This is a genomic window from Maribellus sp. YY47, assembly GCF_023111095.1.
In the GTDB taxonomy this organism is placed as follows: domain Bacteria; phylum Bacteroidota; class Bacteroidia; order Bacteroidales; family Prolixibacteraceae; genus Draconibacterium.
In genome coordinates this window covers 55,752-79,562 of sequence record NZ_JALGYW010000013.1, presented here as the reverse complement: position 1 = coordinate 79,562, position 23,811 = coordinate 55,752, and the positions used below count along the sequence as shown (strand labels likewise).

The 23,811-nt window shown below is 42.5% G+C and carries 23 protein-coding genes; 17 read left to right on the top strand and 6 right to left on the bottom strand.

The annotated features are described in order from the left end of the window. The first annotated feature begins 13 nt into the window (after positions 1-13). From metA to MR764_RS12120, 8 genes are all read left to right on the top strand, one after another. On the top strand, positions 14-931 hold the full coding sequence (gene metA, locus MR764_RS12155) for a homoserine O-succinyltransferase (protein ID WP_247979690.1): 918 nt from the start codon (positions 14-16) through the stop codon (positions 929-931). A 114-nt stretch (positions 932-1,045) separates the two neighbouring features. Next, positions 1,046-1,693 carry an isoprenoid biosynthesis glyoxalase ElbB gene (gene elbB / locus MR764_RS12150; RefSeq protein ID WP_247979689.1) on the top strand — a complete coding sequence of 216 codons (648 nt, stop codon included), beginning with the start codon at positions 1,046-1,048 and terminating at the stop codon, positions 1,691-1,693. Between the two features lie 24 nt (positions 1,694-1,717). Beyond that, entirely contained in the window at positions 1,718-2,404 is a 687-nt protein-coding gene (locus MR764_RS12145; RefSeq protein ID WP_247979688.1) for a TatD family hydrolase, read from the top strand. Positions 2,405-2,411: 7 nt separating this feature from the next. After that, positions 2,412-3,125 carry a tRNA threonylcarbamoyladenosine dehydratase gene (locus MR764_RS12140; RefSeq protein ID WP_247979687.1) on the top strand — a complete coding sequence of 238 codons (714 nt, stop codon included), beginning with the start codon at positions 2,412-2,414 and terminating at the stop codon, positions 3,123-3,125. Between the two features lie 310 nt (positions 3,126-3,435). Beyond that, a complete protein-coding gene (locus MR764_RS12135) occupies positions 3,436-3,750 on the top strand; it encodes an RNA-binding protein (RefSeq protein ID WP_247979686.1) in 315 nt (104 codons plus the stop codon). A 147-nt stretch (positions 3,751-3,897) separates the two neighbouring features. Beyond that, positions 3,898-4,743, top strand: coding sequence for a D-amino-acid transaminase (dat, locus tag MR764_RS12130; RefSeq protein WP_247979685.1), 846 nt, complete (start codon positions 3,898-3,900; stop codon positions 4,741-4,743). A 199-nt stretch (positions 4,744-4,942) separates the two neighbouring features. Continuing rightward, a complete protein-coding gene (locus tag MR764_RS12125) occupies positions 4,943-5,440 on the top strand; it encodes a hypothetical protein (RefSeq protein WP_247979684.1) in 498 nt (165 codons plus the stop codon). Between the two features lie 74 nt (positions 5,441-5,514). Beyond that, on the top strand, positions 5,515-6,276 hold the full coding sequence (locus tag MR764_RS12120; RefSeq protein ID WP_247979683.1) for a cation diffusion facilitator family transporter: 762 nt from the start codon (positions 5,515-5,517) through the stop codon (positions 6,274-6,276). A gap of 13 nt (positions 6,277-6,289) precedes the next feature. On the opposite strand, the gene recG is transcribed toward MR764_RS12120, so the two are convergent. After that, the gene (recG, locus tag MR764_RS12115) at positions 6,290-8,392 is read right to left on the bottom strand and encodes an ATP-dependent DNA helicase RecG (protein ID WP_247979682.1); all 2,103 of its coding nucleotides are present in this window, start codon (positions 8,390-8,392) and stop codon (positions 6,290-6,292) included. A gap of 237 nt (positions 8,393-8,629) precedes the next feature. Here recG and MR764_RS12110 point away from each other — a divergent pair, with 237 nt between their 5' ends. The 3 genes from MR764_RS12110 (at position 8,630) to MR764_RS12100 (ending at position 10,301) form a co-directional block, all read left to right on the top strand. Further along, the gene (locus tag MR764_RS12110; protein WP_282189216.1) at positions 8,630-9,331 is read left to right on the top strand and encodes an ABC transporter ATP-binding protein; all 702 of its coding nucleotides are present in this window, start codon (positions 8,630-8,632) and stop codon (positions 9,329-9,331) included. Positions 9,332-9,429: 98 nt separating this feature from the next. Continuing rightward, entirely contained in the window at positions 9,430-9,987 is a 558-nt protein-coding gene (locus tag MR764_RS12105; RefSeq protein ID WP_247979681.1) for a cob(I)yrinic acid a,c-diamide adenosyltransferase, read from the top strand. 92 nt (positions 9,988-10,079) lie between these two features. After that, on the top strand, positions 10,080-10,301 hold the full coding sequence (locus MR764_RS12100) for a DUF2795 domain-containing protein (protein ID WP_247979680.1): 222 nt from the start codon (positions 10,080-10,082) through the stop codon (positions 10,299-10,301). Positions 10,302-10,357: 56 nt separating this feature from the next. Here the strand turns inward: MR764_RS12100 and MR764_RS12095 are convergent, their stop codons facing one another. Beyond that, positions 10,358-10,777, bottom strand: coding sequence for a DsrE family protein (locus MR764_RS12095; RefSeq protein ID WP_247979679.1), 420 nt, complete (start codon positions 10,775-10,777; stop codon positions 10,358-10,360). Between the two features lie 11 nt (positions 10,778-10,788). Beyond that, complete coding sequence (locus MR764_RS12090; RefSeq protein ID WP_247979678.1) at positions 10,789-11,310, bottom strand: YkgJ family cysteine cluster protein; 522 nt, start codon at positions 11,308-11,310, stop codon at positions 10,789-10,791. Positions 11,311-11,536: 226 nt separating this feature from the next. On the opposite strand from MR764_RS12090, the gene MR764_RS12085 reads away from it, so the two are divergent. The 5 genes from MR764_RS12085 to MR764_RS12065 all read left to right on the top strand — a co-directional run bounded on the left by MR764_RS12085 (position 11,537) and on the right by MR764_RS12065 (position 17,390). Next, entirely contained in the window at positions 11,537-14,152 is a 2,616-nt protein-coding gene (locus MR764_RS12085; RefSeq protein ID WP_247979677.1) for a glycoside hydrolase family 3 protein, read from the top strand. Between the two features lie 320 nt (positions 14,153-14,472). Next, complete coding sequence (locus tag MR764_RS12080) at positions 14,473-15,084, top strand: SatD family protein (protein ID WP_247979676.1); 612 nt, start codon at positions 14,473-14,475, stop codon at positions 15,082-15,084. 44 nt (positions 15,085-15,128) lie between these two features. Continuing rightward, positions 15,129-15,845, top strand: coding sequence for a DUF3307 domain-containing protein (locus MR764_RS12075; protein WP_247979675.1), 717 nt, complete (start codon positions 15,129-15,131; stop codon positions 15,843-15,845). 265 nt (positions 15,846-16,110) lie between these two features. Then, positions 16,111-16,404, top strand: coding sequence for a 4a-hydroxytetrahydrobiopterin dehydratase (locus MR764_RS12070; RefSeq protein WP_247979674.1), 294 nt, complete (start codon positions 16,111-16,113; stop codon positions 16,402-16,404). 107 nt (positions 16,405-16,511) lie between these two features. Beyond that, entirely contained in the window at positions 16,512-17,390 is an 879-nt protein-coding gene (locus tag MR764_RS12065; RefSeq protein ID WP_247979673.1) for a hypothetical protein, read from the top strand. 2 nt (positions 17,391-17,392) lie between these two features. On the opposite strand, the gene MR764_RS12060 is transcribed toward MR764_RS12065, so the two are convergent. The 3 genes from MR764_RS12060 to MR764_RS12050 form a co-directional block, all read right to left on the bottom strand. Next, a complete protein-coding gene (locus tag MR764_RS12060) occupies positions 17,393-17,995 on the bottom strand; it encodes a DUF502 domain-containing protein (RefSeq protein ID WP_247979672.1) in 603 nt (200 codons plus the stop codon). Between the two features lie 90 nt (positions 17,996-18,085). Next, the gene (locus MR764_RS12055; protein ID WP_247979671.1) at positions 18,086-19,132 is read right to left on the bottom strand and encodes a TerC/Alx family metal homeostasis membrane protein; all 1,047 of its coding nucleotides are present in this window, start codon (positions 19,130-19,132) and stop codon (positions 18,086-18,088) included. Between the two features lie 62 nt (positions 19,133-19,194). Continuing rightward, positions 19,195-21,390 carry a S9 family peptidase gene (locus tag MR764_RS12050; RefSeq protein ID WP_247979670.1) on the bottom strand — a complete coding sequence of 732 codons (2,196 nt, stop codon included), beginning with the start codon at positions 21,388-21,390 and terminating at the stop codon, positions 19,195-19,197. Positions 21,391-21,623: 233 nt separating this feature from the next. Here MR764_RS12050 and MR764_RS12045 point away from each other — a divergent pair, with 233 nt between their 5' ends. Continuing rightward, entirely contained in the window at positions 21,624-23,738 is a 2,115-nt protein-coding gene (locus tag MR764_RS12045; protein WP_247979669.1) for a PKD domain-containing protein, read from the top strand. The last annotated feature ends 73 nt before the right edge of the window (positions 23,739-23,811 follow it).

Here is a 23,811-nt window from a genome sequence, read left to right as displayed (position 1 = left end):
AGACCGATAAAATATGCCATTGACTATTCCGGATAAATTGCCGGCCATAAAAATACTGGAGAAAGAGAACATTTTTGTGATGAACGAATCACGTGCCTCTCATCAGGATATAAGGCCGTTAAAGATTGTTATTCTGAATCTTATGCCTTTGAAAATAACCACTGAGACGGATTTGCTACGTTTGTTGTCGAACTCTCCGTTACAGATTCAGATCGACTTTTTAAAAATCAAAGGGCACACTCCAAAAAATACATCATTGGAGCACATGAAGGCTTTTTACCGGAGTTTTGACGAGCTCAGAGATAAGAAATACGATGGCATGATCATTACCGGTGCACCGGTGGAGCAACTTCCTTTTGAAGAGGTGAAATATTGGGAGGAAATGAAGGTGATAATGAACTGGGCCGAGAAACATGTAACTTCAACCCTGTTTATTTGCTGGGCCGCCCAAGCCGGATTATATCATCATTACGGTATCCCGAAATATCCGCTGGATAAGAAAATGTTCGGAGTTTTCAAACATACACATGTCGAAGATAACCTGCCGATATTCAGGGGATTCGACGATGAGTTTTTTGTTCCTCATTCCCGCCACACAGAGATAAAGGCCGAAGACGTTGAAAAAGTAGATGCACTTCGAATTGTAGCTTCTTCTTCGGAAGCCGGTGTAACCATTGTGAAAGCCAAGAACGGACGACAACTCTTTATTACCGGGCATGCCGAATATTCAAGAAATACGCTCGATGGAGAATACCACCGCGACAAAGCAAAAAACCTTCCGATTGAAGTTCCGGTGAACTATTATCCCGAAGATAATCCGGAGGAGAAACCTTTGATGCGCTGGCAATCCACTGCCAACCTGTTTTTTTCTAACTGGCTGAACTATTACGTTTACCAGGAGACTCCGTACAATCTCGACGAAATCAGTTAGTTAAAAAACATTCAACAGAGGACGAGCCTCGTATGAAAGCCATTTTCATTTCAAAATTCAGTATTTAACCGTAATTTTGGATGGTAATTGAAAACCTTTCAAAAAATATACAGGATGAAAAAGATAGCCGTTGTTTTAGCCGGTTGCGGTGTTTATGATGGAGCCGAAATTCATGAGGCAACGTTAACGATGCTGGCTATTTCGCAGCAAGGCGCCCAATACCAGTGCTTTGCTCCGGATGTAAAACAAGCCCATGTAGTAAATCATCTTACCGGGGAAGAAATGCCGGAAACGCGCAATGTGTTGGTGGAAGCAGCCCGCATAGCCCGTGGCAATATTAAACCGCTTTCGGAATACAATGCTGCCGATTATGATGCAATTGTTTTCCCGGGTGGCTTTGGAGCCGCCAAAAACCTGTGCACTTTTGCCTTCGATGGTTCTGATTGCTCGGTAAATCCCGATGTCGAAAAGGCTATTCGTTCAACCGTAGTTGCAGAAAAACCGGTAGGAGCGCTTTGCATTTCTCCTGCATTAATAGCCAAAGTACTGTGCGATGTGGAGGTTACCATTGGGCAGGATAAAGGGACAGCAGCAGCGATTGAAAAACTTGGCGCTACGCACATAAAAACTACGCACGGCGAAATTGTGGTAGATGAAAAATACAAAGTGGTAACAACGCCTTGCTACATGTTGGATGCTACTATCAGCCAAATTGCTGATGGAGCCACTAACGTAGTAGCGAAAATATTGGAAATGGCTTAATTCCCGCAGAAAAAACCGTACACCATGAATCCGGTTCCTTTTGTCGATATTCATACGCATCCGAGTCATTACGAAACGGATACCATTACGGTGCAGAATATTTATCCCGGCGATGGTTTTGCAGCTTTTACTGGCCGTAATTTTTATTCGGTTGGGCTTCATCCCTGGCATATCGGAACAGAGGACGAAAATAATGAAGCACTGCAACTGGTGGAGGAAGCGCTTGAATTTGACCATGTAATTTTTGTGGGCGAAGCCGGTCTTGATAAAGTCTGCGAAAAAGACTTCGCGGAGCAAAGCCGGGTATTCGAGGCGCAGGCATTTATTGCCGAAGAATACCAGTATCCGCTTATAATTCATTGCGTAAAAGCCTACAACGAAGTGATTGCTTTGCGAAAAAAAATGAAACCATCGATGACCTGGATTATGCACGGTTACAACGGTAGTATTGAAATAACCAAACAAATGGCAGAGATGGATTTTATGTTTTCGTTTGGCGATATTTTATTCAGGGATAACGTGAAAGCCATTGAATCATTTCGGTATTTACCGTTAAACCGCGTATTCCTCGAAACCGATGAGATGGATGGGGAAGTGGAACAAATCTACCAGCGGGCAGCCCTGCTCAAACAAATTCCGGTGGAAGAATTAAAAAAAGCTGTCTGGAAAAATTTTAACCGTATTGAAAAAACGCTGTCCGGACGATATTAATTAAAAAATGAGTTGGTTAGAAAGAACTGAACTGCTTTTCGGGAAGGAGAAGCTGGAGAAATTGAAACAGGCAAACGTTTTGGTAGTTGGCCTGGGAGGAGTTGGAGCCTATGCCGCAGAACAGTTGTGCCGGGCCGGAATCGGGAAAATGACTATCGTGGATGGCGATGTGGTGGAAGAAAGCAACCGAAACCGTCAGTTGCCGGCGTTGGTTAGTACCAAAGGAATGCCCAAGGCAGAAATCCTGGCTCAGCGTTTTAAGGATATTAATCCCGAAATTGAACTGACAATTGTCAACGATTTTATTCAGGATGAACGTACGCTTGAATTACTTAAAAGCCAGCCTTTCGATTATGTGGTGGATGCAATCGATACACTATCTCCCAAGGTTTTTCTCGTGTTTCATGCCCTGCAGATGGGATTGAAAGTTGTGAGTTCGATGGGAGCCGGAGGTAAAACTGATCCTTCAAAAATTGAACTTGCCGACATCTCAAAGTCTTACAACTGCAAACTGGCAAAAATGATGCGTAAACGCCTTTCACGTCTGGGAGTAAAAAAGGGACTAAAGGTTGTTTTTTCTTCTCAGGAAATCGATAAAAATGTGGTAAGAAAAGAAGACGGACGCAATAAAAAATCAACAGTGGGGACGGTTTCGTACATGCCTCCTTTGTTTGGGTGTTTTATAGCAAGCGCTGTTATTCGCGATCTGGTTCATTCCTGAAATTTCTTCAAAAAGAAGCATTTTTTAAAGAAATTTAATAAAAATCCTTGTTGTTTCGAAGATTCCCTTACCTTTGACGTGTTAATACTTATCATAGTGGAACATTCATTCCGTTGATAATTAACAAAGTTGGTCTTTTTTTATTGATTGTTTCAAACCGGTCAGTTCATCTTTCTTGTGTTTTCCCGAAGTTATTTCTATTGCTTTCAATTTTCATTTGTACTGTATTTAAGTAACCTCTAGGGGGTAATCCATGTTGAATGGTTTACTGCTGGTAGAAAAAATAATATTCACTTTAAAAGAGTATAAAATGAACATTTATGTTGGTAATCTGCCCTTTAACTTGGGCGAAGAAAATTTAGTTGAGATTTTTGAAGAGTACGGAGATGTAACTTCAGCAAAAATTGTAATGGACAAACTGACTGGCCGCAGCAAAGGTTTCGGTTTTGTTGAAATGGACGACGATGATAGCGCTAAAAAAGCTATCGATGAATTGAACAACGCCGAAGTTGGCGGAAGAAACATTAAAGTTAACGAATCTAAACCACGCGAAAGCAGCCCACGTGGTGGTGGCGATCGCGACCGCAGAGGTGGTGGTGGTTTCCGTCCAAGAAACCGTTACTAGTAGTTTTCGGAATTACTGCCTGGTGTCTGTTTCAAATGTGTTTGAAATAAGACATTCAGGATTAAAAATAAAGAAAGGAATTCGTCAGGGTTCCTTTTCTTTTTTCTTGAATAATTCTATTTTCGAAAGTTTTGAAAGTGTGATAAAATGAGTGAACTGGTTTTTTTGAACGGAACATATGTTGAACGATCGGCAGCGGCTATCTCGCCCGACGACCGTGGATTTATTTTTGCCGACGGTATTTATGAAGTCACCAAATTTTATAATGGAAAACCCTTTCGTTTGGCCGATCATTTGGAACGATTAAAACGAAGTCTGAACGAGATCGATATTAATTACCCGCATGTTTCGGAACTGGAAGCCATTTCATTAAATCTGCTGAAAAAGAATAACCTGATGGACAAACATGCCGGGGTGTACTGGCAAATCAGTCGTGGAGCTCATCCGCGAATCCATCATTTTCCAACCGATATAAAACCTACTTTGTATGCTTTTGCGTTTCCTTTGCCAACGGCAGAAGAGAAACTGGAAAAAGGAATAAAAGTGGTCGTTCAGGAAGATATTCGCTGGAAGCGATGCGACATTAAATCGGTGTCGCTTTTGCCCAATACCATGTTGTACAACGAAGCAGTGAAAAAAGGGGCGGGAGAGAGCATCCTGGTTCGTGACGGCTACGTTACTGAGGCTACGCATTCCGGACTGTTTGCCGTTAAAAATGGCGTATTAATTACCCGGCCGCTCTCGAACCTTATTCTGCCCAGCATTACACGCAAAGTGGTATTGGAGCTTTGTGCCAAAAACCAACTTCCTTTCGAAGAAAAGCTGTTTACAGAAGCAGAGTTGAAGGAAATGGAAGAAGTCTTTATCTGCGGAACCGGAAGCGAAATTATGCCGGTTGTGGAGGTGGACGATATTTGCATTGGTAGTGGAGCACCGGGGCCTGTAACCCGGAAGATTCAACAACTGTTTTTCGCGGCAGTAAATCAGTTATAGTTTCAGAAATAACTGACAGGATTTCAGTATTCTCTGGTCCTGAAACCTAAATAAATGTTACTTTTGGGATGGGGTGTTAAACTTTGCTAAAGCTCCTTATTGTTCAACGTTTTTAACCGCGGTATGGTACAGGATTTGAACCATTAACGCACGAAAAAAATACATTGAATTGTTTAACAAAATAAAGGAGGAACGCAAAATGAAAACATTGGTTTTATCGATTGTAGTTGCCCTTTTTACCCTGGGCTGCAGTGCTCAGGATCAACCGGAAAAGGGCGGTAAAAAATTATCAGAAAAGAAAGACGCCAAAAATAAGCCCGAAGAACATTGGACCGTGAACAAGGAGGTGGACGAGAACGGCAACGTAATTTCGTACGATTCTACTTATACGTGGTCGTACACCAACACCGAAGGCGATTCTGTGAATGTGGATGTCGATAGCATGATGCAGTCGTTTGAATCTTTCTTCAACAAAAAAATGCCGTCGGTTTGGGGCGAAAGCCTGATGAATCCCATGTTTGGAGATTCGTTATTAAGCCGCGATTTCTTTAGCGACAATTATTTTCATGATCGGTTTGAAAACGATTTTTTTGACGTAGATAAAATGTTTCAGCGAATGGATTCGCTCCGGGAAAGTTTCTTTAAACAGGCCTTGCCCGAGTTGGAGAAAAAGACACCACCCGCAGGAAAGAAATAATAACGCTGGTAATTTTCTGATCGTTAAAACGGGATATCGTAATTGGGTGTCCCGTTTTTTGTCTTAAATGAAATATGTTAAGAAACGGTGAGCAATTTAAGGCTACGATTGTTAGTAGCGATAGAAGTGCAGCTTCTCTTCATTTGAAATCAGGGAAAACACTGCAAGGAAAATACGAAAATATGGATGTTCAGAAATACGAAAAGAAAACGCTTTGGGTAGTACTGCTTACCATGGGAACCATGGTGGTTGAAATTGTGTTTGGATTAACCACAAAATCAATGGCATTGTTGGCCGACGGCATCCACATGGGATCGCATGTGTTGGCCATTGGACTAAGCTGGCTGGCCTATGTTTTTGTTCGTAAAGCTCAAAAAAGCGATACGTTTAATGGCGAATCGGGAAAGATTCTTTCGCTTTCGGGCTACAGCAGTGGTCTGATTCTGCTTTTGTTTGCCATTGTAATTTTATATGAAGCCATCGGAAGGTTTATCGAACCGGCGGACATTAGCTACCGCGATGCTATTATGATTGCCGTGATTGGACTGGTGGTAAATATTGCGAGTGCCTTTCTGTTGCATCACGACCATGAGCATTCCGACGTTAATATTCGCGCAGCTTATTTGCATGTAATTGCCGATGCCATGACCAGCTTGTCGGCCATCCTGGGATTACTGGCTGCCATGATTTGGGATATCCCGTTTATCGACACGATTGCTGCTATTATCAGCTCGCTGGTTATCATCAAGTGGTCGATCGGCTTGCTGAAGGAATCAGGTATGATGTTGCTGGATATGAAAGAAAGTGAACACGATCATGGTCATCAGCACCATTAAAAGTGATTCATTTTTAGCTAATTGAGCTCCAGTCGAAACTGGTTTCTTTGTTCGATAATAAACTTTGAAGAAGCAGTCGGTTGTTTTCCTTTTGCAGGAACGGATCGTCATCCAAAATATCGTTGGCTACATTTCGGGCCATTTGAAGGATTTCTCCGTCTTTTCCAAGGTTGGCTATTTTCAGGTCGAAACCCATTCCGCTTTGGGCGGTTCCTTCCAAATCGCCCGGGCCGCGAAGTTTCATATCTACTTCCGCAATTTCAAAACCGTCGTTGGTGCGGACCATGGTTTCGAGCCGTTTGCGGCTTTCGTTGCTTAGTTTATACGACGACATCAGGATACAATACGACTGTTCGGCGCCACGGCCAACGCGTCCGCGCAACTGGTGCAACTGCGAAAGCCCGAAACGCTCGGCGCTTTCAATCACCATAACCGAGGCATTGGGCACATCAACACCCACTTCAATGACGGTGGTAGCCACCATAATTTGTGATTCGCCGTTTTTAAAATGCTGCATGGCATTTTCCTTGATTGCCGGTTTCATTTTACCGTGAACCATGCTGATTTTAAACTCGGGAAACGTTTCAGAAATATGCCGGAAACCTTTCTCCATATCTTTCAAATCCATTTTCTCCGATTCCGTGATCAACGGATAAACAATGTAAACCTGCGTTCCCTTATCAATCTGCTGTTTCAGAAAATTATTGACTTGCTTTCGCCTGTTCTCGTAGAAATGCATGGTCTGGATTGGTTTTCTACCCGGTGGCAGTTCATCGATCACCGAAACATCCAGGTCTCCATAAACGGTCATAGCCAGTGTTCGGGGAATAGGAGTGGCTGTCATTACCAAAATGTGAGGCGGAATCAATTCATTTTTTTGCCACAATTTTGCACGCTGAGCGACACCAAAACGATGCTGTTCATCAATAACCACCAATCCGAGTTTATCAAACATCACCGTGTCTTCAATCAGTGCATGCGTTCCGATAATAATCTGCATTTCACCCGACTGCAGTGCTTCATGTAATTCTTTTCGTTCGCTGGTTTTTGTAGAACCGGTGAGCAAACCAACCCGGATATTCATTCCATTCAGAAACTTAGAAATGGACTGGAAGTGCTGCTGAGCCAGAATTTCGGTGGGGGCCATCAAACAACTCTGGAATCCGTTGTCCATCGCTAAAAGCATGGTCATTAATGCCACCAGCGTTTTTCCACTTCCCACATCTCCCTGCAGCAAACGGTTCATCTGTGTATTCTGATTTACATCCCTTCGAATCTCCTTGATTACTTTTTTTTGAGCGTTGGTCAGATCAAAAGGAAGAAAATCGCTGTAGAATTTATTGAAATTATAGCCCACATGTTCAAACCGGAAACCTTTGAATTTCTGGTTCCGGTTGTGTTTTATAGCCAGTATTTTCAGCTGAATAAAGAAAAGCTCTTCAAATTTTAGACGGAATGTAGCCTTTTTGAGCTCCACCGTCGATTCCGGTTTATGTATGTTGGTCAGCGCTTCTTCCAAAGGCATTAGTTTCAACCGTGAAACCAAATCTGCAGGCAGTGTTTCCCGAATCTTTCCCCGAACCACATTCAAAAGTGTCAGCTGCATTTTATGAATGGCTTTCGAGTTCAGGTACTTTTTCTTCATGTTTTCCGAGGTGTTATAATACCCCTGGAAAAGTCCTGATGGCGTTAACAGCTTTTCCTCTTCTGTTTCCAGCTCGGGATGCACCACACTTATTCGTCCTCCAAATTCAGCCGGCTTGCCAAATACAATGTATTCTTTGTTGAGTTTCAGGTTTTCTTTTTGCCATTTTATTGCTCTGAACCAAGTGAGTTCAATGCTTCCGGTTTCGTCGGTAAACCTGGCACTCAGGCGTTGTTTGCTCCCGGTCCCAACGGTCTCTATCGCACGAATTATACCCCTTACCTGTATATAAGGCATCTGCGAATGAATCTCAGATATTTTGTAAAATTTGGTGCGATCGATGTACTTGTAGGGATAATAATAAATCAGGTCTCTGAAAGTCGATAACTTCAGTTCCTTTTTAAGAATTTCAGCCCTTTTAGGCCCAACTCCCGGTAAGAATTTTATTTCCTGATCAAGAAAATCTGGCATAAAACAAAGATAATTATTCAGCTAATTATACCGGAAACTCACACCACGAAATACCAAACAAAATATTCATTAGTAACATAATTAAGCTTCGAAAGTCTGAAACCGAACAACTTACATCCCTTGTAAAAGTTCAGGTTTTAGTCCGGTTTATATGAAAAGAAAGGGTATATTTATGGCTTAATTTTTGTAAGCTGTAATGCACGTTCAAAAATAACTACCAATAAGAAAACCACACGCATGAAGGAAAAAATCATCGAGATCGAGAATATCGTAAAAAACTACCGGGTAGGTACCCAGGTTGTACGTGCTTTGCGCTCTGTTTCCATCGATATTTATAAAGGCGAGTATGTCGCTATTATGGGGGCTTCCGGTTCCGGAAAGTCGACACTAATGAATATTCTGGGGTGTTTGGATACCCCCACCAGCGGAAAATATGTGTTAAACGGAAAAGACGTAAGCCGTTTGACCGATGACAGCCTGGCCGAAATAAGAAATTCAGAAATCGGTTTTGTATTCCAGGTTTTCAATTTATTGCCAAGAAATACGGCGCTCGAAAACGTAATGCTGCCCTTGGTGTATGCCGGGGTTAAAAAAGCCGAACGTAAAGAAATGGCTGAAAAAACTTTGCATGAAGTTGGATTGGCCGATCGTATGGAACACCGCCCCAATGAATTGTCGGGCGGACAACGGCAAAGGGTAGCGATTGCCCGTGCATTGATCAATAAACCTGCGTTGCTTCTGGCCGATGAGCCAACCGGTAACCTTGACTCAAAAATTTCGGAAGAAATTATGAAATTGTTTGCCGATATCCACCGCAAAGGAAATACGCTGGTAATGGTTACCCACGAAGAAGATATTGCTCGGCATGCACACCGTATAATCCGGTTGAAAGATGGTGAAGTAGAATCGGACATCATAAATGAAAATCCTGTTTATTGACAGAAATGCAATAAAATAGAAAAGTGAGTATATGTAAAAATAATCCCGGTAAGCAACATTTCCGGGATTTTTATTTATTTGCCGTGAAATAGGGAATTATGACAAAGGAATTCAAAATTTATACAAAAACCGGCGACGATGGCACAACCGGTTTGGTAGGAGGGACGCGTGTTAAAAAATACGCTCCACGTTTGGAGGCTTACGGAACAATTGATGAGTTAAATTCACTACTGGGAGTGATTCGTTCGTTGGAAGTTCCGGCAGAAATCGTTGATTTTCTGATCCAGATTCAAAATAAACTTTTCAACATAGGTTCCAGGCTGGCCTCCGATGAAAAGGGAGACGAATTTACATCGAAACTAGCGGTACGAAATGAAGATATTGAAGTGCTGGAACAAGCCATTGATCGTTACCAGGAAGGGCTTCCCGAACTGCGAAACTTTATTCTCCCCGGAGGCGAACTGTCAGTCGCTCAATGTCATGTGGCCCGAACAGTGTGCCGTAGGGCCGAGCGCCGCATTGTTGAATTTTCGGAACAGGAAAAGGTTCAGCCGGAGTTAATTAAATACATCAATCGTCTTTCCGACTTTCTGTTTGTACTGGCTCGTTACCTGGGACAGCAAAAGGGGGCTAAAGAAACTCCCTGGCAATATTGATAAAATTCTTTAATGAAAGTTTGTTCGTATTGAATTTTTGTTATATTCGCGAAAATTTTAAAAACGAGTTTAACTTCATAAAATTAAGACACATGTACTGGACTCTGGAACTAGCTTCGAAACTGGAAGATGCGCCCTGGCCGGCCACAAAGGACGAATTAATCGATTTCGCGATTCGCTCAGGCGCTCCGCTGGAGGTAATTGAAAACCTGCAGGAGATTGAAGATGAAGGTGAGATGTACGAAAGTATCGAAGATATCTGGCCGGATTATCCAAGCAAAGATGATTTCTTCTTTAACGAAGACGAATATTAAAGGACATCATAGAAAGCATCCATAATTTTGGATGCTTTTTTGTTTCCTCCGTTTTATCAAAGACTTAATGTCTTCCAACCTTGTTTGAGATAATCCGACAAGGGAATTCCCATGCCTTTCACATCCACTCCCAATTCTTTCAGTTTTTCGTCTACATTATACATTTTAGCACAATACAAGCAAGCCTCAGTTTTTACTCCGGCCTCCTGCATGCGTTTAATATATTCCTGAATCATGGTATTTTCCGAAGCCAGCTTGGCAGATGGTCCCCAGATAATAAGCACCACTTCGTCGAACCAACCCTGCTTTTTTGCATTCAAGGTGTACATAAAGGCCATTTTTTCGGCTACTTCCGGATCACCGCTGGTCCAAAGCACCACCAGTTTGTTTGAATTGTCTTTCATTGCTGTTTCGTTTTGTGCAAATACTCCCGAATACAAAGTAAATGCTGATAGAAAAAGGAGTAAATGTTTCATAATGGTATATTTTAAGTCAGATGTATCAAAAGATCTTTCATCGGGATCAGGTCAAATTCATTGTATTTCTTTTCCTCAAAATTTGAAATAAATTCCTTGTTCAGCATAAATAGTTGGCTGTTAAACTTATCCTGTGGAAAGGTATTTTTATCGGTGAATTCATCCATGTCGAAGTCTGTAAAGTTAAGTTCACAGGCCGAAAGCACCCAATCTCCGTCTTCGTTTTGAAAAAGCAGCGGAAGGCCATGTGTTCGGCATATTATGGGGCGTTCTTCGTAAATGGTGCATTGGTGATCTTTGAGAAAAACGCAGCTCTCTTCATCGTTGGTTGGCGGAACGGTGTGGAGATAATTTGATTCTTTCAAACGGTTACGGATGTGGTAAAACTCCACCGGGAATATGCTGTAATCCATACAACACAAGTCGCAGCCGGCCTTGCACATCAGGTGGTTTTTGTGCTCTTTTTCCAGTTTTGCTGAAAGAGTGTCTATTTTGTCTCTTAATGCTTCGTATGTGTCCCTGTTATTCTTCATTGTTGTATAATTTGTTGGACAAAGGTAAGGCTTATGGGCCGGATTGACTATTTCCTGCCTGGAATAAGCAGGATAAACTCTCGTCATTTCGTCAGGTAATTCTTTCCATCTTACCATTTACACTCCGAAGTTTTAAAAATCATTTAAAATAGAATCAATTCTCCGTGTTTTCCTGTCCGAATCATTACTTTTACAGAACAGTACAGAACGCAAGAGTTAAACGACTATGAAAGAGACACTACTAATACCTGTTATGCTGTTATGTTTCAGCACTATCCTTTGGGGACAAAATGAAAATTTTGATTTCCTTGATACCAACCTACCCATCGACGAGCGGGTGGATATATTTGTTTCGCAACTGACCTTGCAGGAAAAAGTGGATCAGCTGCTGTACAATTCAAAAGCAGTTGACCGTTTGCAGGTACCCGAGTACAACTGGTGGAACGAATGTTTACACGGAGTGGCGCGCGCCGGTTATGCGACAGTTTTTCCGCAATCGATTACCATTGCAGCTTCGTGGGATGCCGATCTGATGCACCGGGTAGCGACCGCCATTTCGGATGAAGCCCGCGCCAAACATCATGAATTTGTTCGCCAAGGCAAACGGGGAATTTACCAGGGACTCACGTTTTGGTCGCCCAACATTAATATTTTTCGCGATCCGCGCTGGGGGAGAGGTCATGAAACCTATGGCGAAGATCCTTACCTGACAGGGGTTTTGGGTACAGAGTTCGTTAAAGGATTACAGGGAGATGATCCGAAATACCTGAAAGTAGTGGCCACCGCCAAACATTATGCTGTACATTCCGGCCCTGAACCCTTGCGGCATGAGTTTAACGCCTTGGTAAGTGAACGTGATCTCAGGGAGACTTACCTGCCGGCATTCCGGACCTTGGTGAAAGAAGGGGAGGTTTATTCAGTAATGGGAGCGTACAATCAGTTTAAAGGCTACCCATGTTGTGCCAGCCCCGATTTGTTTCACATACTCCGCGATGAATGGGGATTTCAGGGATATGTAGTTTCCGATTGCTGGGCCATTTCCGATTTTTATATGTTCCAAACCTTCTCGAAAGATGCGGCTGAAGCGGCAGCAGCGGCTGTAAAAGCCGGTACCGACCTGAATTGCGGTGTTGCCTATGCGCATTTGCCCGAGGCGGTAAAAAGAGGGCTGATTGCTGAAGATGAAATCGATGTAGCAGTTAAACGTTTGTTTACGGCACGTTTCAAACTGGGAATGTTCGATTCGGAGAAAGATGTAGCTTATGCACGGATTCCGTTTTCGGTAAATGCATCAAAAGAGAACGATCAGCTGGCCCTGGAGGCGGCACGAAAAAGTATTGTATTGCTGAAAAACAAAGATCAGGTTTTGCCGCTTTCAAAAAACATTAAAACACTGGCGGTTATTGGCCCCAATGCCGATAACTGGGAGTCGTTGGTGGGAAATTACAATGGAATTGCCAAACATCCGGTTACCGTTTTAAAAGGCCTGCAGGAAAAACTTTCAGATACTGAAATTCTTTATGCAGAAGGCAGTCATCTGGCAAAAGGCGTAAGCAATCTTCATGTGATTCCAGGCGCCTATTTGGAAACATCTGAGGGAAACCCCGGCGTTGTAGGAGAATATTTCAGTAATGCCAAACTGGAGGGGCAACCCGCTTTTACCCGTGTCGATAAAAACATTGATTTTTACTGGGAAACCGGATCTCCTTCACCCGAACTGGAGGATGACAATTTTAGTATTCGATGGACCGGTTACCTTGTTCCTCCGGTCAGCGGAACCTACAACATTGGATGCTGGGGAATGCCCACGCTCGATATCTGGTTCGAAGGCGAAAAGATTTTGCAGCACAACTCCGAACATCATGCTTTTTACCACGAAAAAGCAGTCAGATTGGAGGCCGGTAAAAAATACAAGTTTGTTTATGAATACAAAAACTGGCACGGTGACGGCGATGCTAAGTTATTATGGACCATGCCCAATGAGGACATGCTGGAAGAAGCTGTTGCCACAGCTAATAAGGCTGAGGCTGTTGTTCTGGTACTTGGGTTATCCCAGCGTTTGGAAGGTGAGGAGATGCCGATAAAAGTGGATGGTTTTGAAGGGGGAGATCGTACGCATCTGAAACTCCCCGAAACACAGCGCGAGTTGATGCATGCGATAAAAGCAACCGGAAAGCCTGTTATTTTAGTATTGTTGAATGGCAGTGCGGTGGCGGTTAACTGGGCCGATGAGAACCTGGATGCTATTCTTACTGCCGGATATCCGGGACAGGAGGGAGGAGCTGCTGTAGCCGATGTTTTATTTGGAGATTATAATCCCGCCGGTCGTTTGCCGCTTACCTACTATAAATCGGTAGAGCAATTGCCGCCTTTTGAGGACTACGACATGAAAGGACGCACCTATAAGTATTTTGAGGGAGAGCCTTTGTTCCCGTTTGGTTATGGTTTGAGCTATACTCGTTTTGAATATTCTTCGTTAAAAATGCCAAAAAAAGCCAAGGCCGGAGAAAAGGTGAAACTTAGCGTTGAAGTGAGAAATACGGGAGAAAAAGATGGCGAAGAAGTGGTTCAATTGTATTTAAAAGACCTGGTCGCAAGTACGCCGCGCCCCAAATTCCAGATGGAGGGATTCAAACGAATTTCGTTGAAAGCAGGCGAATCAAAAACGGTGGAATTTGAACTCGATCCGCGTCAGTTTTCTATAATTGGCAAGGAGGATAAACGTGTTATCGAACCGGGCGAATTTACCATATTTATAGGAGGTGGTCAGCCTGAGGCCAAAAATTCAAATTCAGTATCAGCAACCTTAACACTAACGGGTAAAGATCTTTACGTGGAGTAAAAGTACTTTCACTGGGACGATACTCATGATTTGAACGACCGGAGGCAGAACTTATTCCTAATACGAATAGCGAGGGCAAGTACTTAAGGGCTTCTATTTTATAGATTATAAAATGTCGTACCCGGAAACCTGAAAGCAACACAATCGCAACGATGATTGTTTTTTTTGCTTTGGTGGAATAGGCCGATAAAACGCTTACTTTTTGACGTCTCGTTTTCATTTATATCTTTTGAATAAATGATATTTGACAAAATCACTTAATTCGATGATATTTTTGTTTATCATTAAATAAAGTGATAATTTTAGGGAAAATTAAATGCATGATCAGTGTAATTACCGGCGATATTATCCAATCAAAAAAACTCGTGGCTGAAGAGTGGCTCACAAAATTAAAACAAGAGTTAAACGAAATTGGCAACCAGCCTGCAACTTGGGAAATTTACCGGGGGGATAGTTTTCAGGTGGAAATCGCAGATCCCGGGCAGGCGCTGAAAACGGCCGTAAAAATCAAAGCCGCGATCAAAAGCATCCGGAAAGGAGATGTGCGTATGTCGATCGGAATAGGAGAGAAGACATACAGTGCAACCCACATCACCGAATCAAACGGAAGTGCCTTTGTTTACTCGGGGGAAGCATTTGAAAAACTCGCGAAAGCAAAGCAAAACCTGGCGTTTGCCTCTCCCTTTGAAACGTTTAACCGCGACATGAATCTCATGCTCCGGCTGGCACTTGTTTCCATGAATGCCTGGACGGTTAACTCTGCAGAAATGGTTCACCTGGCGCTGAAACACCCGGAAAAATCGCAGGCACAACTTGGAGATATGCTCGGAATCAGGCAAAATGCCATCAGCAACCGGCTGAAAAGAGCTAACTTCGATGAAATACTTGATTTGCTAGACTGGTACAAAAACCGGGTAGAAGGATTAAAGTAAGGGCTACAAAATGTTGAATAATTGAAAGTTGAAAAGCATATCCTATGATTTTACTAAAACTCATATTCGCACATTTGTTAGGTGATTTTATTTTGCAACCCGATGCATGGGTAGTTGCCAAAGAGCAAAAAAAATGGCGCGCCTGGCAATTATATGCGCACGTAGGCATTCACTTTGCCTTGATCTGCCTGTTTGTAGGGCAGGCTGATTTCATTATGTGGGCGGTTTTGCTGACGCTTCTGCATTTTACAACCGATATTTTGAAATTGTATTTTCAGAAGCCAACCAGCAAACGGGCCTGGTTTTTTGCCGATCAGATCATCCATCTTTCCGCCATTGTATTGATTTGGGCCTGGAGCCAGTCTGTTTCGCTCAATGTATTTAGTATTTTCGGGAACCAGAATTTCCTGTTGCTTATCACATGTTTGTATGCTTTAACGCAACCTGTGTCCGTATTGATCCGGATTATTATTTCAAAATGGACACCCGACACCGGCAGCAACAATACGGACTCGCTGGTAAGCGCCGGTAATTTTATCGGAATCCTCGAGCGTTTGTTTGTGTTTGCTTTTGTTATTGCCGGAAAGTGGGAAGCAATCGGCTTTTTACTTGCTGCCAAGTCGATTTTTCGTTTTGGCGATTTGAAAGAAGCCAAAGACAGAAAACTCACCGAATATGTGTTGATCGGCACGTTGTTGAGTTTCGGAATTGCCTTGCTGATGGGAATCCTGTTTAATTTCCTCCAACCGATGTCGTTGTAAACTCAAACAATTAGCCGTTTAATGGAGGCATATAAAATGGAAGAATGATCTGAATAAACCATAAACAACCTATAATCAACTTACTATTTTCATGAAACTAAACCACGTAACCTGTCCATTTTTAGCTTTTAATTCTACTTACTGGAGATATAGTAATTCAGACAAATAAAACTCGCATGGAGCCTGTTGTTATGATCTGGACCATGAGATCAGAACATGTTGAAGTGTTGTCTGTTTTACTTATAGAAACAGAAAAACAGCGGACATGAAAACATTCAGTGATCAACAAATCAGGGAAAATTTGCAGCAGCTCGATTCTTCCTGGCAACTGGACGGACAGTTTATAAAGCGCTCGTTTCGGCTGAAAGATTTTACGGCAGCCTTTTCGTTTATGACAGCAGTGGCTTTGCTGGCCGAAAAAGCTGATCATCACCCGAATTGGGAGAATTCGTATAACAAGGTGAATATTGCATTGAGCACACATTCTGCCGGAGGTTTAACCGAAAAGGATTTTGATTTGGCTACAAAAATTGATACATATTTCCGTCAGATTTCATAAATCGAGGCAGGTAAAAAGTCAAACTTTGGTAGCATCGAGCTAATAATTCTCAGCTCTTTTCGATTCTTTTGCGAAATGCTTAGTTTTGCGGCGCAATAAATATGATTATGAGATTTAGCAAGTTTATTCTGTTCGTGATTACTCCCTTTCTGATTTATAGTTGCAGCGCTCCCAAAGTGCTTACAAATGCCAAAACCGAAGCTGAGACTTACGAGGCAGCAGGAAATTATGCTGCTGCATTAGCCCAGTGGAAGTCGTTTGTGGAGAGTACTCCGATTGAACAAATTGAAGGCGCTGACTTTGCGAAGGCCGCGAAACTGGCTTTCAAGGCAGGCGATTCGGAGACGGCCAAAAGCTGGTTCGATCAGGCACGGTATAAAAATTACGCCGATGCTGAAATGTATCAAACGTTGGCCGAAATATACCAATCGGAGGGCAATCTTTCGAAAGAATTGTCGGCTCTAGAGACGTATGTCGAACAAAATGGATCGGGCAATGAAAAGGTAAACGGAAGGCTCTTTCAGTTGTATGCAGAAATAAGTTCGTGGGAACTGGCTAATCAATTCTGGGGAAAAATAGGAGAGAAGGCACAGCAAAATGAGGACAACCTGGAAACATATTTGGAAGTAAATAAAAAGCTCGAAAATGATGCGAAATGCGATTCTGTGGCTTCGGCTTTGCTGTTTGTAAATCCCGACCAAACGGATGCGCTCGACTGGATGGCAAAAAAATATTATTGGGCAGGGCAGAACCGTTACGAAACAGAAATGAAGAAATACGAGGAAAATAAAACCCGCAAACAATACACTACCTTGCTAAAAGAACTCGACCTGGTGACCGCCGATTTCAAAAAAGCGCTACCGTATTTGGAAAAACTATGGGAACAAAAACCCGGGAAAGAATACGCGAGTTACCTGGCTAATATTTATGCCCGTTTTGGCGATGAAGAAAAAGTGGACTTCTATAAAAAACACATGAATCAGTAAGGTTATTTCTCCGGTTTCTGAAGTTTATCCTCGGGGCCGTCAAGTCGCGTTACACCGCCCGAAACTACAAATTTCATTACTTCGGAAGGAGACAGCGAGAGCTTTTCGACACGATCAGCAGGAACCACATACAGTTCGCCGGAAAAGTTGTAGGAATGCGGAAAATAAACAGCTGTCATTCCCTCCATATCAAATTCCTCCAACGAATCTTTGGTAATAAATCCCAGTTTCCAGAGGTTATTTTCCTTATTGAAATGCACCTTCACCGGTACATTGAATTTCTTTTCGTTGCCCACAAATGCCGAAAACAAATCTTTTAGCGAAGTATATAGAAGGTTTAGTAAAGGAATTCGCTTGATAAAACTTTCTCCCAAATGCTTGATGGGTTCCACCAACGCCGTCTGCCCGATAAAGCCAAGTATAGTAAGTGAAACAACCAGGATGATAATTCCGAGTCCGGGAATATGAACACCGACCACTGGTTTCAGGTTGTCGATCAACCAGCCATCGACTGTAACAAAAACAGAATAGAGAATATAAATGATAATGGCTACGGGGGCCACCAATAACACGCCCTGAAAAAAATAACTGCCCAACTTTTTCATGATTCTTATGATTATTCAGTTATGTGAAAATAGTCCATTTCTTACAAATATAAAATGGCGGTTGGTTTTTGCCCGACTACGATACTATCTCTAATTACTAGCTTCTTTTTTCGGGAAAAGCACAGAAAGCAAAATACTTATCACCAGAACCGCTCCGATAAAATAAAGCGAATATTCAGGTTGAAAGCCCCAATCTCTCAGATTTTTGTGAAACAATAATTTGGCTCCCACAAACACAAGCAGTAATGCCACTCCTGGTTTAAGAAAACGAAATTTGTTGATAAGATTGGCCAGCAGGAAGAACAGTGCACGTAATCCCAGAATCGCAAAAACGTTGGAGAAAAATACAATGTACGGATCGCGTGAAACAGCAAAGATGGCGGGTATGGAATCGAATGCAAAAATAAGATCCGAGAATTCAATCATGATCAGTACCAGGAAAAGCGGGGTGAATACAAGTTTTCCTTTCTCGCGAAACCAAAAACTGTCGTGCCCATATTCAGTGGTAACGTTGATGTGACGGCTTACCCATTTTACCAATTTGGAATCTTTGGGATTTTTGGGTTTCTTGTTTTTTTCAAACAGGATTTTTATGCCCTGATACAAAAGGAATCCACCAAAAACAAACAACACCCACTCGAAACGGTGAATGATAGCCACACCGGCAAAAATGAATGCAAAACGTAATACAATCGCACCAAAAATTCCCCAGAAAAGAATGAGTTTATAATCTTTTTGCGGCACGGAAAATCCGGTAAGAATCATCATCATCACAAAAATATTGTCGATCGAAAGGGTCTTTTCAATAAAATATCCGGAGAGATAGTTAATGGCCTGTGCTTTCCGGTATTCTGCGAGCATTTGGTCAAAAGTATTGGTTTTGAACTCAATATAAGGATTATAAAGTCTGCATATTTCCCGCAATTCCTCGAGAGTGGTAATGCCATGTAGCAAATGGACAAAGTAAAATAGAACAAAATAGAACGACAGTCCAAGAGATATCCAGACAACGCTCCATGCGATAGCCTCTTTGGCTGAAATAATATGCACCTTCCGTCCTACAAATACAAGGTCAATCATTAGCACCCCGACAATAAATGTCAAGAATACTGCCATCGAAATGATTTCAATACTCATGATAGAAATTTTACCTTTTGATACAACAGTTTAAAAAATACTTTGCCCTTATTGAATATTACTTACTGCAACTGTTCTTTCAAAAAGTTCGTCATTTTGGTGTAAAGATGCATGGTGGTATTTCCTCCGCGTATTCCGTGGTTGCGGTTGGTGTAAATAGCCATATCGAACTGAACACCGGCCTGTACCAGTTCTTCGGTCATTTCAAAGGTGTTTTGTACATGCACATTATCATCAGCGCTACCATGAATAATCAGCAATCTTCCTGTAATGTCGGCGGCATGGTTAAGTGGCGAATTGTCGTCGTATCCATCCGGATTTAATTGCGGGGTGCGCATATAACGTTCGGTGTAAACCGTATCGTAAAAGCGCCAGTTGGTTACCGGGGCTACCGAAATACCGGCTTTAAACACATCACCTCCTTTTTCAAGCGAAAGCAATGTCATAAATCCACCGTAGCTCCAGCCGAAAATAGCAATGTTCGAAGCATCTACAAAAGGCAGGGTTCCCAGGTAACGGGCAGCTTCCACTTGGTCATCCGATTCGTATTTACCCAACTGCATGTAGGTAACTTTTCTGAAATCTTCGCCACGTGCTGCGGTTCCCCGCGGATCGACACAAACCACCAGAAATCCTTCCTGTGCCAGGTACTCGTTCCAGCCAATGCCGCCCCACGAGTCGGTAACACTTTGCGAATTAGGGCCGCTGTATTGTGTCATAAAAACCGGGTACTTTTTCGAAGCGTCAAAACCAAGCGGTTTAATCATGTATCCGTTTAACTCAATTCCTTCGGAAGTTTTAAAGGAGAAGAATTCTTTCTGCGGAATGCTCATGTTTTTTAGCGTGTTTTTCAACACGGTATTATCTTGCAGAAAACGAATCATTTCGTTCTTTTTCATCTCGTGCAAGGTAATATAAGTTGGTGTTTTACTGTTGCTGAAATAGTTGATGTAATACCTGAAATTCTTACTGAAAACCGCGCGGTTGGTTCCTTCCTGAGTCGACAACTTTCCTTTTAATTTTTTATCCTGACTGATGTAATATACTTCGCGACGCAGCGGCGATTCGGCAGCCGCCTGGTAGTAATACACCTTTTTTTCAGTGTCGTAGCCGTAAAAATCGGTTACGTCAAAATCGCCGTCGGTTAGTTGCGCGATTTCAATGCCCTGTTTGTCGTATAAGTATAGGTGCGACCAACCGTTACGCTCGCTCAAAACCACAAAATTTCCGTTGTCCAGAAAGGTTAATGAATTGAGAAAATCTTCATCAACATAACGTTTGTTCTTTTCTGTCATCACTTCATGCGATTCGCCGGTATACGGATTCGCATACAAAATATCCAGCTGATTCTGAAGCCGGTTTAAACGCATGACAAGCAATTCATTTTCGGGCGACCAGTTGAGTCGGGGAATGTACAGGTCGGTTTCAGTTCCGATATTTACCGGAATTGTTTTCTTGGTTTTGATTTCGTAACTCAACACCTGAACCAGGGAATTTTTTTCGCCGGCCTTCGGATATTTAAAGGTTTCCCACCCCGGATACAGTTTAAATTCGTTGTGTTCGGGCTTCAATCCTGCGTACATCGGCATCGAAAACTCAGGCACTTCGCGTTCGTCGAAGCGGATAAAAGAAACAAATTCGCTGTTGGGCGACCACCAAAACGCTTTGTTAAACCCAAATTCTTCCTCATAAACCCAGTCGGGAGCACCATTGATGATTTCATTCTTTTTGCCATCAAAAGTTGCCTGAGTCGTACTTCCAAACTTCAGGTTCTTAACGAAAATATTATTGTCGCGAACATAGGCAACCCGGTTCCCGTCGGGCGAAAAAGTGGCCAGTTGTTGCGGGCCTTTGTCCGACAACTCTGTGAGTTCCCTGGTAACCGAATTCCATACATAATATTGTGCGGTAAACGAATGTCGGTAAATTGGTTTCACATTCGTGGTCAGCAAAATTTGAGTTTCATCGGCACTAAATTCATAATCGGAAAAAGAAGCAATGGGAGCATCTTTTACACTTTTCACATCAAACAAAACTTCTACTTCGTTTCCGGTTTGGTAACTGTATTTTACCACTTTGGAGTTGCCTTCCATGGTTGTATAATGAATTCCGTCGTTCATGGAACGGAGGCCGTAGACCGACGAAGTACGGAATGTCCCTTTAACAAAAATATCTTCAAGAGTGAATGTGCCCGCGTCCTGGGCCTTTGCTGCTGCCATAACCAAAACAGCAGCCATTAATAAAAAGATTTTCTTCATGCTATTTTTTCTTTTGCGATGAAGACAAAAATAAGAAAATGTTCCGCCAAACCTTAATCTGTGTAATAGATTATCTATTTCAGTATAATTGCTATTTTTAAGCACTGATGAATAAATGTACATGGAAAATTTAGGGAAATTTCATTTCACCTTCTAATTACATGTGTATCGTTTTCTGACGACCAAAAAGATAAAAATATCCGTTTTAAAAATTAGTCTAACAACTTAACGGGATGAAAATTATAACGCTGCTGTTGCTTGTTAGCGGCCTTTTGATGGCTACCGACAAGGCAAAAGCAGGTCCTGTAGGATCAAAAAATATTGGGTTTGAAAAAGGGAATTTTGATGGCTGGACCGGGTATCAGTGGAGGTATAGTACTTCATCCGATGTCCCTGCCACCTTTAACACCTCGCCGGGCGTGGTTGCTATTCCCACATCACGACGGCATGTGATTATCTCCGATCGGTCGGGATATGACAGTAATACAGGAAATCAATTAAAAATGATTCCCGAGGGTTATACGCACTCGGCCCGATTGGGATGTGAACTCTCCGGATCGGATAAAAGTCCGAGATGCTGGCAGCAGAGTTTGCGTTACACCATGAAGGTTGATTCTTCCAATGCTTTTTTATTGCTGAAATTTGCCTGTGTATTGCAGTATTCAACTACGCATGATAATGTATCAGAAATGGAACCCCATTTTCAGCTTTCACTTTTTGATGAAAATGGCGGTGCAATTGAGGATTGCTCCAATTACGACGTTTTTTCATCCGGAAATATGGACTCCGAATTTAAAACATATAATCCTTCCGGATCAAATGTTCCTGTAAAATGGCGAGACTGGACGACTGTGGGAGCCGATTTAACCGGCTATATTGGAGAGGAGATTACCATTGAATTTTTATCGGCTGATTGCACAGGTCATTACCATTATGGATACGCTTATTTTGTGGTAGACTGCATGCCATTGTATATTACTGTGGATTACTGTACCGGCGATTCGTATGCCAAGCTTGAAGCACCGGAGGGTTTTGAGGCCTATAAATGGCTCAAGGATGACCAGGTGACGGTAGCGGATACCAAACGCGACCTGATGATTGAGGACCCGAAAGAAGGTGATACCTATTATTGTGTAATGAATTCGGAAACAGGTTGCGAGGTAAGTCTTTCGTCAACTATTGCGCGTTATGAACCGGTAGCTGACTTTTCATCCAAAATGATTGATTGCTTCTCGAATGAAGTGCAAATGATCAACAACTCAGAAACCAATAACGGTACATTGGATTACAAATGGGATTTTGGAGAAGGTGAAATCATCGACTCAAAAGATCCAAGGCATAAATTTCAAACCTCGGGAATGCACGATGTGCAACTGATCGTTTACAATCCTCCCTCCGGATGTACCGATACTTTATTGAAACAGGTCGAGTCTTTTTCTCCTCCGTTGGTGGGCTTTTCCGGCGACACAACGTATTGCCCCGGGCTGAAAACTGAATTGACAGCATATGGTGCATACCGATACGAATGGAGTTCGGGAGTTACAGATTCAAGCGTTGTTTTCGGCGCTCCGGGAGGTGATTACTGGATGCTGGGGCATTCTTCCGAAGGTTGTGTTTCGGATACCATATCATTTAGCATTCTGGAAGATCCAGAATGGAGTTTTACGTTGGATGGCGACAGCTTTTTATGCGAAGGAACTACCATGACATTAAGAGCTGAAGGTGCGCTGGAGTATCTTTGGGATACTGGTGAAGTGGTTGATTCCATAAGGGTTTATGAAGGTGGTAAACACTCCGTAACAGGAACAAATGCACGGGGGTGTGTCAAAGAAATAAAAGTAAATGTTCAGGAAGTTTCAAGTCCTACGATGAATTTTTCGCTTTCTACTAGCTCGGTAAATAGCCGAAATCCGCAAGTCGATTGTACAGCTTCGTCGGAAGACGGCGTTGAGTTTTTATGGGATATGGGCGACGGGACACAAACCAGGGCGTCTTCGTTTATGCATTACTACACCATACCGAACGAATTGATTGTATTCGATGTTACCGTTACCGCAATTAATGAATGGGGCTGTACGCAAACGAGCGCTGCTTCTGTTGCGGTTGACCTGTTTGTTCCCAATGTTTTTACACCCAATAATGATGGGATAAACGATCTTTTCCTGGAGGACTACAGTATTAAGGTGGTGGACAGAAACGGAATACTTCTGTATTCGGGCAATGAAGGCTGGAACGGCATCTACAAAGGGCGAAATGCTGATCCCGATACCTACTATTATACAGTGAACTACAAAGATGCCTACGCGCAGGATCAGGTGAAAACCGGATTTATAACCCTTGTCAGATAATTCCGGATGAAACGAGCATGACAAGTATTTTGCCACATACGATAACACTATAATATCATGCGAGTTCCATGAA